Source organism: Photobacterium chitinilyticum (genome assembly GCF_004104355.1).
Classification (GTDB): domain Bacteria; phylum Pseudomonadota; class Gammaproteobacteria; order Enterobacterales; family Vibrionaceae; genus Photobacterium; species Photobacterium chitinilyticum.
This window is the reverse complement of the sequence record NZ_RJLM01000013.1, coordinates 75,323-88,411: the sequence shown is the minus strand read 5'-3', so window position 1 is coordinate 88,411 and position 13,089 is coordinate 75,323. Positions and strand designations below refer to the sequence as shown.

Sequence of the window (13,089 nt, the reverse complement as noted above, 5' to 3'; positions counted from 1 at the left end):
ATGATGACCTACTCGGAGTTTAAGCGCCTCTATAAAATTACCACGGTTAAGCTGCGCTATGGGCTGGATGAGTTCCTGCCCGATGATCCGCGCGTTGAAGTGCCGAAAATGGTGCGAAAGTCGCTGTTCTGGATTAAGAACCAGCATGAAGACAAGCCGCTTGGCACCCGCTTGAGGCTGGCTTTACAGGAGTTGGGCCCTGTATGGATCAAATTTGGTCAGATGATGTCGACCCGTCGCGATCTGTTTCCGCCGCATATTGCCGATCAGCTGGCAATGCTACAGGATCAGGTTGCTCCGTTTGACGGCAAGCTGGCCAAGAAACAGATGGAACAGTCGCTGGGTGGTCCGCTGGAAACCTGGTTCGATGATTTTGATGAAACACCGCTGGCATCAGCCTCCATTGCCCAGGTGCATACGGCAACCCTGAAGGCTGATGGCCGCAAGATAGTGCTCAAGGTGATTCGCCCGGATATCCTGCCTGTTATTCAGGCCGATATTAAACTCATGTACCGGATGGCACGTATTCTGTCGCGTATTTTGCCGGAAGCGCGCCGTCTACGCCCGGTCGAAGTGGTACGCGAGTATGAGAAAACGTTGCTGGACGAGTTGGATCTGATGCGCGAAGCGGCTAACGGCATTCAGCTGCGACGTAACTTCGAAGACAGTGATATGCTGTATGTCCCTGAGGTATATACTGAGCTCAGCAGTGAACGACTGCTGGTGATGGAGCGTATCTACGGCATCCAGGTCTCTGACATTGATGCGTTGGTCGCCAATGGCACCGATCTGAAGTTGTTGTCTGAAAATGCCGTGAATATCTTTTTTACCCAAGTATTTCGTGACAGCTTCTTCCATGCCGACATGCATCCCGGCAATATCTTTGTCGCCCGTGAAAATCCTGAAAATCCGCAGTGGATTGCGCTTGATTGTGGTATCGTCGGCACCCTAAACCGGGATGACAAGCGTTACCTGGCGGAAAACTTACTGGCCTTTTTCAATCGCGACTACCGAAAAGTCGCCGAGCTTCATGTGGATTCAGGCTGGGTACCGAAAGATACCAATGTTGATGACTTTGAGTTCGCAATCCGAACGGTGTGCGAGCCTATTTTTGAAAAGCCGCTGGCTGAAATTTCCTTTGGCCATGTATTGCTGAATCTGTTTAATACCGCACGTCGCTTCAACATGGAAGTACAGCCGCAGTTGGTCTTACTGCAGAAAACCTTGTTGTATGTTGAGGGGCTCGGGCGTCAGCTGTATCCGCAGTTGGATTTGTGGGATACCGCCAAGCCGTTTCTGGAAGACTGGATGTCTCGTCAGGTTGGACCACAGGCGGTGATTGAAGGTGTTAAAAGTAGGGCGCCGTTCTGGGCCGAAAAACTACCGGAGTTGCCGGAATTACTGTACGACAGTTTGCGCCAGGGCAATGCACTGAATCAGCGAATTGATACACTTTACGACAATTTCATGGATAATCGGCGTTATCAGGGCCAGGCAAGGTTCTATTTTGGCATTGGTGCAACCCTGGTTGTATGTTCTGCCATACTTTTTAGTAATCATATTGAAACTTATCCAACGGTTTCTGCCGTTACGGGGGTCACGTTTTGGTTACTTGGGTGGCGTGCTTGCCGAAAATAGCAGGTAAAGTATGCAGCCTAAACATATCGTTTTTGTTATCAACCACAATTAGCTGAGGTAAAACAAGCATGGGTGGTATTAGTATTTGGCAATTGCTTATCATTGCACTGATCATTGTGCTTCTGTTCGGAACCAAGAAACTACGCTCGCTGGGCGGTGATTTGGGTTCTGCCGTGAAGGGCTTTAAGAAAGCGATCGGTGACGAGGACTCAGCAGCCAAGAAAGAAGCAGACGCGGATTTCGACCAAAAGAAACTTGCTGATGATCAGCAAGGTGAGCAGGCTCAAAAGAGCCAAAAAGACAAAGAGCAGGTTTAACGCGTGTTTGATATCGGGTTCTGGGAGTTAATACTGATCTCGGTGGTGGGATTGGTAGTACTGGGGCCGGAACGCCTTCCCGTCGCGATACGTTCGGTATCGCGCTGGGTGGGCGCTGCTCGTAATATGGCTAATTCAGTGAAAGATGAACTGTCGCAAGAACTGAAAATTCAGGAATTGCAGGAGAATCTGAAAAAGGCCGAGCAAATGGGAATGAAGGACTTATCGCCTGAACTGCGTGATTCTGTGGAAGAGCTGAAACAAGCCGCCGCGGATGTGCAGCGTCCCTATGCTGAGAAAGACGAGCACACCTCAGCAACGACTTCTCAAAAGCAGGATTAAATTACATCACTATGTCTACAGTCGAAGAAACGCAACCGTTATTCAGCCATTTGGTAGAGCTGCGTAATCGGCTGCTGCGTTCCATGTTGAGTGTAATGGTGGTTTTTCTTGGTCTGGTTTGGTTTGCCAACGACATTTATGCGTTTTTGTCGGCACCTTTGGTAGAGCGTCTGCCTGATGGGGCGACGATGATTGCAACGGATGTGGCATCACCTTTCTTCACTCCAATAAAACTCACTTTGGTTACCTCAGTGTTTGTTGCTGTACCTATGATTTTGCATCAGGTTTGGGGCTTTATCGCACCGGGTCTGTACAAACACGAACGTAAGCTGATCATGCCGCTGCTGTTTTCCAGCTCGCTGCTGTTTTACGCCGGCGTATCCTTTGCTTATTTTGTCGTCTTCCCACTCGTGTTTGGTTTCTTTACCAGCATTGCGCCGGAAGGGGTACAGGTTGCAACAGACATTGCCAGCTATCTCGATTTTGTACTGGCACTGTTTATGGCTTTCGGTATTGCATTTGAGATCCCGGTTGCCATTATTCTGTTGTGCTGGACCGGTGCGACCGATCCGCAAACCCTGAAACAAAAGCGGCCATTCATTGTTGTGGCAGCATTTGTGGTGGGTATGATGCTGACGCCGCCAGACATCATTTCGCAGACGTTGTTGGCGATACCGATGTGTTTGCTGTTTGAGGTAGGGTTGTTCTTCTCGCGTTTTTATATCCGCGATGAAGAAGGCGAAACTACTGAACATGACGAACAGTAAGCAGAACGCATGACTGAAGAACCGGCCAATGGCCGGTTTTTTTATACAAAAACTCAAAGGATAACGGATAACCAAATGATAGATATCGGGGTCAACTTGACCAACAGTCGCTTTGACAAGGACCGCGAGGCTGTCATTGAGCGGGCGAAAGAGGCTGGCGTAAAAGGGTTGATACTTACCGGTACCAGTGTTGAAGAGAGTCGCCAGGCACAGGTTATGGCTCGCCAATGGCCGCAATACTGCTATAGCACGGCAGGGGTACACCCGCATGATGCCAAAACCGTTTCAGATATGGCATTGCCGGTTATCCGGCTGTTGGCTGCGGAGCCGGAAGTGGTGGCGATTGGCGAGTGCGGGTTGGATTTCAATCGTGATTTCTCGCCTCGGCCTCAGCAGGAAGCCGTCTTTGAGGCCCAGTTGGCATTGGCCGCAGAGCTCAATATGCCTGTTTTTATGCATTGCCGTGATGCTCATGAGCGTTTCTTGGCGATCCTGAAACCATGGCGCGACAGGTTGCCAGCGGCGGTGCTGCACTGCTTTACCGGTTCCGAGGCCGAGCTGAAGCAGTGCCTGGCGCTAGACTTGCACATCGGTATTACCGGTTGGGTGTGTGATGAGCGTCGGGGGAGCGAGCTGCGTGAAATAGTCCGCCATATTCCGGACAATCGTTTGATGATTGAAACGGATTGCCCGTATCTGTTGCCACGAGACTACCGACCGAAACCCAAATCCAGCCGTAATGAACCCAAGTTTCTGCCGCATATTGCTTCTGTCATTGCACACTGTCGCAATCAGGAAGCGGCTGAAGTTATTGCTAATTCTTATACTACAACTCAGGAATTTTTTGTAATCGGATCTCCCGAAGCCAGATGAGAGTGGTATCATCAGCAAAAAGCGAATCAACCCATACAAGGAGTATGCAGTGTCTGTATCTATCCAGGGCGCGTTTCCGGCCCGCCGTATGCGTCGCATGCGTAAGCATGACTTCAGCCGTCGTTTAATGGCAGAAAACCAGATTTCTGTGAATGATCTGATCTACCCGATGTTTATCCTAATGGGTAAAAACCGCCGTGAAACTGTTGAATCAATGCCTGGTATTGAACGCCTGTCCATTGATTTGATGCTGGAGGAAGCTGAGTATCTGGCAAAGCTGGGTGTTCCGGCTATTGCATTATTTCCGGTGATTTCGCAGGATTTCAAAAGTACCTGTGCGGCAGAGGCCTATAACCCGGAAGGTCTGGTACAGCGTGCCGTACGCTTGCTGAAAGAGCATGTTCCGCAGATGGGGGTGATCACTGATGTGGCACTGGATCCGTTTACTATTCATGGTCAGGACGGCATCATCGATGAGACTGGCTATGTAATGAATGACGTGACCACCGAGGTGCTGATCAAGCAGGCCCTGTCTCACGCCGAAGCCGGTGCCGATGTTGTTGCGCCGTCAGATATGATGGATGGTCGTATTGGGGCAATCCGCGAAGCATTGGAAGAAGCGGGGTATATCCATACTCAAATCATGGCCTACTCAGCCAAGTATGCCTCGAATTATTACGGTCCGTTCCGAGATGCAGTCGGCTCGTCGGGCAACCTCAAGGGGGGTGACAAGAAGACCTACCAGATGGATCCGGCCAACAGCGATGAAGCGCTGCACGAGGTGGCTATGGACGTCAACGAAGGCGCGGACATGGTGATGGTGAAGCCGGGTATGCCGTATCTGGATGTGGTGCGCCGGGTGAAGAGTGAGCTTCAGGTACCGACCTTTGCTTATCAGGTGTCAGGTGAATATGCGATGCACATGGCGGCGATCCAAAATGGCTGGCTGAAAGAGCGCGAGACGGTGATGGAATCCCTGTTGTGCTTCAAGCGTGCCGGTGCCGATGGTATTTTGACCTACTTTGCCAAACCTGTTGCCGAGTGGCTGGCCGAAGAAGCTGCTGCTCGCCAGGCTGACGCTGAAAATAACGCCTAATACTCAATCGGGTATTAACGGGTTATTGAGGCGGGATATGCTATCTCGCCTCTCGCCTCTCGCCTCTCGCCTCTCGCCTCTCGCCTCTCGCCTCTCGCCTCTCGCCTCTCACCTCTCACCTCTCACCTCTTACGGGCTTACGTTCCGGTTGATCGGATTCTGCAAGGAAATCAGTGTTTCGGTGGACTGCACCTCGTCAATGGCCTGAAGCTTGTCAATCAGCACATGCTGCAGCTCTTCAATCGACCTACACATCAGCTTAACGAAGATATTATACGCCCCGGTGGTGTAATAGGCTTCGACAACCTCATCAAGCTCATTGAGCTTGGCCAGAGCCGAATGGTAATCACGGGCAGCGTTGAGGTTGATACCGATAAAGCAACATACGTCATAGCCGAGTAATTTCGGGTTAACAACCACTTCGGTACCGGTAATGATTTCTGCGGCCCGCATTTTCTCCACCCGCACATGCACCGTGGCGGGGCTGACATTAAAGCGCTTGGCCATTTCCGCATACGGGATCCGGGCATCGTTCATCAGGGCGTTGAGGATATCGCGATCTAAATCATCAATCCGTGGTGGCTGGGTCATGGTTTTGTGTTATCCCTTGTTTATCCGATACAGCTCATATCTTATACTGAGCTGGCTTCAGTATCTAATAATCAGACCTAATCGTGCTGTGAATATACAGCGGTGCTAGCTGCTAGGCTGGCACATTACATGGACTTTGACGACAGGATCTTTCGACGTTTTATGCGGTTTCTAGCTTTGTTTCTCACGCTGCTGGTGGCTCCTTCCTATGCTCAGGTGAAAGATACCCTGGTTATCCATTCCTATCATCAAGGAATGAGCTGGACGGATTCGCTGCAAGCCGGGCTGGAGTCGGCCTCGCAACCTTATGGTATCCCACTTCATGTCAGCTATATGGATAGTAAGCGCTATCAGTCTGATGGCTATCTCAATGAACTGCTGGATATCTACCGGACCAAGTTGACCCGCGAGAAATACCGGGCGATTGTCGTCACGGATGATCATGCTCTGTGGTTGGTTAATCAGCTGTCTGAGGAAGTCGGTGATACACCGGTATTGATGGTGGGGATCAACAACTATCAGCCCGAGAAACATGACCGGCTGGCTCAGGTGACAGGAGTGCTTGAGGTCAGCGACCCTATAGATAATATCGCCTTGGCCCTGTCTCAGCAGCCAGATTTACAGCAGATTTATGTCATTGCCGATGAAACCTATACCGGGCAGGCGATGTGGCAGGAAATCGATGATTATCTAACGTTAAACCCCTCGGATCTTGTGGTGCACCGCCTGTCATCGGGAAAATTCAGTGACATTTATTCCCAGGCGGCCTTATTGCCGGATCAATCCGCGATTATTTTCTTGAGCTACTATTTTGATAGCAGCGGGAACTACATGGGCAGCCGTTCTTTTGTCGATACGCTGACCGAGGGAGCATCGGCTCCGGTGTATGCCTCGTACCAGTATCTGCTCGAACACGGTGTCGTGGGCGGCACCATGATCAGTGGCTTTGAGCAGGGACAGCTCATCGGCCAGCTGCTGGTGACGATTATTAATGGTGATGTCAGTCAGCTGCCAATGTTTACGCATAGTGCGGGCAAGGAGATGTTTAACCATCAGGCTTTGCTGCGCTGGGGCCTTACCGTGCCAGATGATGTGGTGGTGATGAACAAGCCGCAGAGCTGGTTTGAACGTTACAACAAAGAGCTGCGTGCGATGACGATTGCGGTCGTTATCATGGCGGCGATTATTGTCTTCCTTAGCCTGATTATCCGTCGTTTGCATAAGAGCGAGCAAAAGCTGCAACAGAGTCGGGCATTGTTTGAGGGGGTGTTTGATCAGAGCTTCCAGTATATCGGGATCCTCGATTACAACGGTGTGTTGATCTCGGGCAATCTTGCCCTGCAGAACCTGGTCGGCCGCTCAATCATCAAATACGATCGCCCGGTGTGGCGCTGGCATTGCTGGGAACAAGAGACTGTGGTGCGACTAAGCAAGGCCTTTTATGCGGCCTGGCAGGATCAGCGGGTTCGTTTTGAAGTCGAGATCCAGAGCAATGATGACGGCCGACGGGTATTGGATATTGCCATGAAGCGGATGCCGGAGTCGGTCGGTGAGGCAGAGCAGCTTCTATTTGAAGCCCGTGATGTCACTTCTCGCCATCAGATGGAAGAAAAGCTGCGAGAAAGGGAGGTCAGCTACCGCCTGCTGTACGAGCAGCAACCCGTTATATTACTGGCTGTCGATAATCAGGCCCGTATTCAGTCGGTTAACCAATTTGCAGCCGATCTGCTCGGCTATAGTAAGCGGCAGTTGCTCGGGCATAAGGTTACGGACTTTTATTATGATGATGTGCCATTGCCACAGCAGTATATCTCGGGTGTTCGCGAGACCAATGAACAGAAGCTCTGGCGTCGCCAGCTGAGATATAAGTGTGCTGATGGCCATACTGTCTGGATCCGCGAGACTATTCGCCCGACCCAGTCCAAGCTTCAGCTTCTGTTGGTGGGAGAAGATATTACCTCTACCCGCGAACTGGAGGCGCAGCTGGAATACCAGGCGTGCCATGATTACCTGACGGATTTGTATAACCGGAACCACTTTGAGCAGCAGCTGGAAGAAGTGCTGCTTGAAGCGAGGAATAAAGGGGCCCGTCATGCGATGCTCTATATCGACCTTGACCAATTCAAGGTCATTAACGACACCGCTGGTCACGAAGCCGGTGATGAAGCTCTGAAGCAAGTAGCCCTGCTGCTGCGGGGGATCACGCCGGACAGAGCGACATTGTCCCGCTTGGGAGGGGATGAGTTTGCCATTATCCTGCGTAACTGCAGCCCAGTTGAGGCGGTGAAGTTTGGTAATGAAATATTGCTCCTGCTGGAAGAGGCCGAATTTTACTGGCAGAACAACCGGTTTAGTTTCAGTGGTTCGATAGGGATCCGGCTTATCGATGAAACAGCTGGCTCGACCCAGCAGGTTCACGCTCAAGCCGATACCGCCTGTTACGCCGCCAAAGACGAGGGACGAAATCGTCTTCACCTCTACCATCCGGATGACGAGGAGCTAAAACGCCGCGAGCTGGAAATGGAGTGTGTGAATCTTATTCGAAAAGCGCTGGCTGAGAAGCGACTGGAGCTACATGCCCAGCAAATAGCCCCGCTGACCTCAACCAGCCGGAAACAACATTACGAAATTCTGGTCAGGATCCGTGAAAATGACGGCTCCATGATCTCTCCGGGATTGTTTATGCCGGCGGCAGAGCGATATAACCTGGCCCACCTGATAGATCGTTATGTCGTCAATGCTGTTATTGACTGGTTAGTTGCGCACCCTGCGGCGGTTGAGCAATTGGAGCTGTGTTCGATTAACCTATCGGGCCAGTCAATGGGCAATCGCGACTTCGTTCATTTCATGGTCGATAAAATCCGAGCTTCCGGTTTGCCGACCAATAAACTGTGTTTGGAAATTACCGAAACGGCAGCTATCGGTAATATGAGTGAGGCCATCTTGCTCTTTACCCAACTGAAGTCTTTGGGCTGTCTGATTGCGCTGGACGACTTTGGTTCCGGGCTCTCCTCGTTTGGTTATCTGAAAAGAATGCCGGTTGATATTATTAAGATTGACGGGATGTTTGTTCGTGATATCGCCGATGACGAGATGGATTTTGCCATGGTGAAGGCCATTAATGAGCTGGCGAAGAAAATGGGTAAGCAGACCGTGGCAGAGTTTGTGGAAAACGAAGCCATCTTGACCCGCCTTGACGAGCTTGGCGTCGACTATGCTCAGGGATATCTATTTGGCAAGCCCCAGCCACTGGCTGAACTGGTGAGCGAGTTGCGCCAACCCTCGGAGGCAGTGGTATAATCCTGCTCCTTATACGCCCTAAGTGCTCAATGCGAGCAATATAGCCGGGGGCTTGTTGATTACTACCGGAGAATCTTGTGCAACTCGCTTTAATCTGTAACACGCCTGACCGTCAGCATGAGCTGGATGAATTAGCCCTGCGTTGGGGGCTGAGCCATGATGAAAATAGCACTTTTGCCCTAGTGCTGACGACCGAAAGGCTAGAGCTGCACAAACGTGATGAGCCAAAGCTCGGAGCGGTATATGTTGATCTCGTTGGAGGGGCGGCGTCCCATCGACGTAAGTTTGGCGGCGGACGAGGCCAGGCAATAGCCAAGGCTGTTGGTCTGAAGGGTGGCGTAAGACCCACGGTGGTAGATGGTACCGCTGGCTTGGGCCGTGATGCGTTTGTTCTGGCTTCGCTGGGCTGTAAAGTTCAAATGGTGGAGCGTCATCCGGTTGTGGCGGCTTTGCTTGATGATGGTTTGCGTCGAGCCCAGCAGGATCCTGAAATTGGTGGCTGGATCAGTGAACGCCTTACCCTGCTGCATGCCTCGAGCCATGATGCTCTGGAGAAGCTGGCAGCGGATCCTGACTTTTCTGCGCCAGATGTGGTCTATCTTGATCCAATGTATCCTCACAAGAAAAAATCAGCACTGGTGAAGAAGGAAATGCGGGTATTTCAGACTCTGGTCGGGGCTGACAATGATGCTGACAGCTTATTGGCTCCGGCTATGGCCTTGGCAACCAAGCGGGTAGTGGTAAAGCGCCCGGACTACGCCGAGTTTCTGGCTGGTCAAAAACCCTCAACGGCAATTGAAACCAAGAAGAACCGTTTTGATGTCTATGTACTTGCGGCAATGAAATCGTAGCGTTTTAATTTTTACCCTCCGCTTTCCTGTCTTTTGCTTGTCGCTATGCAGTGATATTCTTAGGAATAGTGATAATCATTGGCTTTTGCTGAAGGAGTGGTAAATGGCAAAGTCCCTATGTAAATACCGCCGGGTCGAAATTGCCGATCAGTTTGCAACAATCAGCAAGATTGTCAGTGAGCCCAAGTTTGTGTGCAGCAGCTGTGCCCGTTCAGCCAGTAACAAAGACTACTTGTGCAAGCCAAGTGCGCTGGCAAGGACCAGAACACTGGCTGCCATCTCGACTGCGACGTCTGAGGCAACACAGAAAATGCCACCGGTCAGTGAGCTACCTATGCCATCATCAGTCGCTCAGACGCAGTTGGCAGCGATTGCCGTTGTTGAACAAGAAGAGGCTGTGGTTCTGCCTACCGTGACCAAAAAGCAGGTCAAGCAGCTGAAGATGCTGGCGAAAAAAAAGAATAAACGGTTGAAGAAAGCGGCGAAGGCGGTGCAGCGCTACGACAAGGCTTTGCAGAAAGCCAAAAAGGCTCTGCAGCTTTAGTCGTAGTAGGTAAGAACAGTTGAGACAATTAAAGAAGCCTCCCAAGATGGAGGCTTTTTTAATTTCCGGCCGATTATGATTCTTTGATCAAAACTGCGGTCATCAAGCAAGTGATCACAGAAACAACAATGCCAGAAACGATTAACCAAGGAAGCATATCCATAGTTAGTTATCCATCTGTTAGCGACTAGAAACCGTATTGAATAACTTTTACATTATGCTAGCAATAGGTTGGATATAAGATGAAATAGCTGTTAACACTTAGATACAAAGTATCGCGTTTTGGTATATAAACTGCTGTATATAAAAATAAAAAAAGCACCCTGCTGGGTGCTTTTTAACTCAAAACATTATGTTGCTAAATTGTTAGTTTTTGGCGGGTAGTGCCAGCGTCAGAGCCTGACGGGAGAGATCGGCAGCAGCTTCGCTGTCATTCAGTTTTTCCATCACGTCAACCAAGTAGCCGTAGTCTGCCATATTTGGTCGTAGTTCAATGGCTTTCTCGAAGTGCTTTTTGGCCTCTTCCCATTTCTCTTCGCGCATGAATAGCTGCCCCAGGGCACTATAGGTGCTTGGGTTGCTGCTATCATAGCGGAGTAGATCCTGGAGTCGGACAATTGCCGGGTGGTAGTCAGCCAGGTTTAGGGCTGGAACCAGCTCAATCAGATCTTCATCATTGTTGTTCTTCTTCAGCGCGTCGCGCAGTACGGTATATGCTTCGCTATCGGCACTGTGGCTGCTCATCAGCCTAACAAAACAGGCGATAAGTTCAGGACGCTGCTTCGTTTTACGGTTGAGGCTGTTCCAGTGCCCCATCAGGCCTTCGCTACCGTTTTGCTGGGTAATATGTGTCATCAGGCCGCACTCGGCTTTGATTTGCAGTTCAGCGGCTTCTTCGGCGGTGATCACACCAAGTTTCTCAAGCTGAGGTAACTGTGCCAGCAGTGGTTTCCAGTCTTCCAGTTTCAGGTAACAGTCTTTCAGCAGCGCAAGCAGTACCGGGTTACGGCTGTGCTCGTGTTGGATATCGTGCAGTGTGGCAACAGCTTGCTCATACTGCTGTTGGCGGAACTGCAACTTGGCGCGAGTTAGCGCTACGGCGAGATTCTGGCTATCGATATCGGCGGCCAGTTTTAGGTATTCGTCCCGCTGGTTGGCATCGCCCTGGCTTTGTGCCGCTTCAGCGGCGGCCAGATAGTTAAGCAGCGGTGTGTCGCTGTGCTTGGCAGCTTTGACAACCAGCTTCTCAGCTTGTTTCCAGTCACCTTCAATGACTTTCATCAGGCCTGTTGAGGTCAGTTGGCGTGCTTTACGTGCTTTGCGGCCAGATAGCCAGCCTCGGGTTGAGCTGCCGACTGACAGAATACGCTTGATGATTGTTTCCAGCAGGAAGAAAGAACCGAACAGGATCACGACTAGCAGGATCAGGGTAGTCAGGCTCATTTCCAGGGTCTGGTTGGCAACAGAGATCAGTACATAGCCCTGATTGCCTGCCAGCATCGGCCCGGCGACAATACCGGCGATCAGCGCAGCAACCAGCAATAATAGTTTGATCATGCTGGGTTCTCCTCTGTGCTAAGTGGTTTCACTTGCTGACGTAGACGCTCGCTGATGGCATCGGTGATCAGAGGCTGCGATTTCAGCTTGCTCGGGTAGCTTGCTTCCACATTTTCTTGTGCAAGCTTGTCCAGGGTGCTGATAAAGCTCTGCGCTGCTGGATCTTCCATGTCGTAGAACTGCTCAGCCCATGCTTTGGCCATCATCAACGACTTGCTGTACAGCTCGCCCTGCTCGCGATAAACCGACTTGATCGCGGTTTCCAGCTTGGACTTGATGTTTTCCTGCAGGTAGAAGTCCTGCTTTGGCGAGAGCAGTGGGATCACGCTGCCGTCGCGGGTACGGTAGGTGACAAAGTGCTCGCTGAAGTTCTTCAGGGAAGTCTGTAGGTTTGCTTTCCAATCGTCGACAGAGGTCGAAACGGTTGCCGCTTCTGCCTCCGCGGCTTCGGGCATGATTGCGTTGGCCAGAGGCAGTGCCGCAACGGCTTCTTGCAGGCTGGTCAGACGCAGTACCAGACCATCGCGATCAACACGGGCAACGGCTTTCAGCGCAGTAATATCACTGTGCATGGCTTCGCGGATCGGGGTCATGCTTGGATCGTTCAGCTCGGCAATACGGTGGTCGGCGGATTCAAGTAAGATAGTTGCACTGGCAGTATCATGTTCCAGCCATAATTTACGGCCAGCCATTTTCACCAGGTAATCGGCTTCGGCCAGTAGCCAGTCGTTCGGGCGGCGTCCCTTCATTTCGGACAGTGCCACCTGCAGGCCGGTGATTGATTTGCCCTGTTGGGAAATCGAGACGTCTGTACGCTGCAGGCTTTTTTCTACCTGGCTGAGTGTTTCTTCTTTCGTGGCTGCAATGCTGCTTGTCAGGTTGCTTTTCATTCCTGCAAGCTGCTGCTGAAGATTGGCCATTTTGGCTTCTTGGGCCAAGGTTTGCTGGTGGCCGTGGTAGTACAGGCCGGCACCTAGCGCGATGACAAGTGCAATGGCAATTGCCCCTGTTTTGCTGCCGCTTTGTTTTTCGGCTGGCTGGGGAGCAGGGGCTGGCTGGTTGGTATCGGCCTTGGTTGCTGTTTCCTTCGGTGCAGAGGTTTCAGGTGCTTGCGCTTTGGCACTTGATTGACCTGGCTTATTCGTTGTTTTTGACACTGCCGATTGTTTGTTATCTGCAGAGGTATCATTATTGGTTTTTTTGTCAGTCATCC

12 protein-coding genes are annotated in these 13,089 nt (G+C 51.1%); 9 read left to right on the top strand and 3 right to left on the bottom strand.

Annotation, left to right across the window (positions count from 1 at the left end; translation table 11 throughout):
- From ubiB to hemB, 6 genes are all read left to right on the top strand, one after another.
- Positions 1–1,638 (top strand): ubiquinone biosynthesis regulatory protein kinase UbiB, encoded by a 1,638-nt coding sequence (gene ubiB / locus EDI28_RS21240; RefSeq protein ID WP_199287472.1) that lies wholly within the window; start codon positions 1–3, stop codon positions 1,636–1,638.
- Positions 1,639–1,706: 68 nt separating this feature from the next.
- Complete coding sequence (gene tatA / locus EDI28_RS21235) at positions 1,707–1,955, top strand: Sec-independent protein translocase subunit TatA (RefSeq protein ID WP_128785891.1); 249 nt, start codon at positions 1,707–1,709, stop codon at positions 1,953–1,955.
- 3 nt (positions 1,956–1,958) lie between these two features.
- Positions 1,959–2,297, top strand: coding sequence for a Sec-independent protein translocase protein TatB (gene tatB, locus EDI28_RS21230; protein WP_128785890.1), 339 nt, complete (start codon positions 1,959–1,961; stop codon positions 2,295–2,297).
- Positions 2,298–2,308: 11 nt separating this feature from the next.
- Positions 2,309–3,064: a twin-arginine translocase subunit TatC gene (tatC, locus tag EDI28_RS21225; RefSeq protein ID WP_128785889.1), complete on the top strand. Its 756-nt coding sequence runs from the start codon at positions 2,309–2,311 to the stop codon at positions 3,062–3,064.
- Between the two features lie 75 nt (positions 3,065–3,139).
- Positions 3,140–3,937 carry a 3'-5' ssDNA/RNA exonuclease TatD gene (gene tatD, locus EDI28_RS21220; protein ID WP_128785888.1) on the top strand — a complete coding sequence of 266 codons (798 nt, stop codon included), beginning with the start codon at positions 3,140–3,142 and terminating at the stop codon, positions 3,935–3,937.
- A gap of 49 nt (positions 3,938–3,986) precedes the next feature.
- Positions 3,987–5,033, top strand: coding sequence for a porphobilinogen synthase (hemB, locus tag EDI28_RS21215; RefSeq protein ID WP_128785887.1), 1,047 nt, complete (start codon positions 3,987–3,989; stop codon positions 5,031–5,033).
- A gap of 129 nt (positions 5,034–5,162) precedes the next feature.
- Here hemB and asnC read toward each other — a convergent pair whose 3' ends face one another.
- Positions 5,163–5,624 carry a transcriptional regulator AsnC gene (gene asnC / locus EDI28_RS21205; protein ID WP_128785886.1) on the bottom strand — a complete coding sequence of 154 codons (462 nt, stop codon included), beginning with the start codon at positions 5,622–5,624 and terminating at the stop codon, positions 5,163–5,165.
- Between the two features lie 162 nt (positions 5,625–5,786).
- On the opposite strand from asnC, the gene EDI28_RS21200 reads away from it, so the two are divergent.
- The 3 genes from EDI28_RS21200 (at position 5,787) to EDI28_RS21190 (ending at position 10,319) form a co-directional block, all read left to right on the top strand.
- Positions 5,787–8,924 (top strand): EAL domain-containing protein, encoded by a 3,138-nt coding sequence (locus EDI28_RS21200; protein WP_128785885.1) that lies wholly within the window; start codon positions 5,787–5,789, stop codon positions 8,922–8,924.
- 77 nt (positions 8,925–9,001) lie between these two features.
- Positions 9,002–9,775, top strand: a complete 774-nt coding sequence (locus EDI28_RS21195; RefSeq protein ID WP_128785884.1) for a class I SAM-dependent methyltransferase — start codon at positions 9,002–9,004, stop codon at positions 9,773–9,775.
- Positions 9,776–9,878: 103 nt separating this feature from the next.
- Positions 9,879–10,319, top strand: coding sequence for a hypothetical protein (locus EDI28_RS21190; protein WP_128785883.1), 441 nt, complete (start codon positions 9,879–9,881; stop codon positions 10,317–10,319).
- A 366-nt stretch (positions 10,320–10,685) separates the two neighbouring features.
- Here EDI28_RS21190 and EDI28_RS21185 read toward each other — a convergent pair whose 3' ends face one another.
- Positions 10,686–11,876, bottom strand: coding sequence for a heme biosynthesis protein HemY (locus EDI28_RS21185; protein ID WP_128785882.1), 1,191 nt, complete (start codon positions 11,874–11,876; stop codon positions 10,686–10,688).
- Positions 11,873–13,087 (bottom strand): uroporphyrinogen-III C-methyltransferase, encoded by a 1,215-nt coding sequence (locus tag EDI28_RS21180; RefSeq protein WP_128785881.1) that lies wholly within the window; start codon positions 13,085–13,087, stop codon positions 11,873–11,875. Before EDI28_RS21180 ends, EDI28_RS21185 begins: the two co-directional genes overlap by 4 nt.
- Between the last annotated feature and the right edge of the window lie 2 nt (positions 13,088–13,089).

Bases quoted from the DNA above. Each gene is read 5' to 3' on its own strand.
- ubiB (WP_199287472.1), top strand. From the start codon at position 1: ATGATGACCTACTCGGAGTTTAAGCGCCTCTATAAAATTACCACGGTT.
- tatA (WP_128785891.1), top strand. From the start codon at position 1,707: ATGGGTGGTATTAGTATTTGGCAATTGCTTATCATTGCACTGATCATT.
- tatC (WP_128785889.1), top strand. From the start codon at position 2,309: ATGTCTACAGTCGAAGAAACGCAACCGTTATTCAGCCATTTGGTAGAG.
- tatD (WP_128785888.1), top strand. From the start codon at position 3,140: ATGATAGATATCGGGGTCAACTTGACCAACAGTCGCTTTGACAAGGAC.
- asnC (WP_128785886.1), bottom strand. From the start codon at position 5,624: ATGACCCAGCCACCACGGATTGATGATTTAGATCGCGATATCCTCAAC.
- EDI28_RS21200 (WP_128785885.1), top strand. From the start codon at position 5,787: ATGCGGTTTCTAGCTTTGTTTCTCACGCTGCTGGTGGCTCCTTCCTAT.
- EDI28_RS21190 (WP_128785883.1), top strand. From the start codon at position 9,879: ATGGCAAAGTCCCTATGTAAATACCGCCGGGTCGAAATTGCCGATCAG.
- EDI28_RS21185 (WP_128785882.1), bottom strand. From the start codon at position 11,876: ATGATCAAACTATTATTGCTGGTTGCTGCGCTGATCGCCGGTATTGTC.
- EDI28_RS21180 (WP_128785881.1), bottom strand. From the start codon at position 13,087: ATGACTGACAAAAAAACCAATAATGATACCTCTGCAGATAACAAACAA.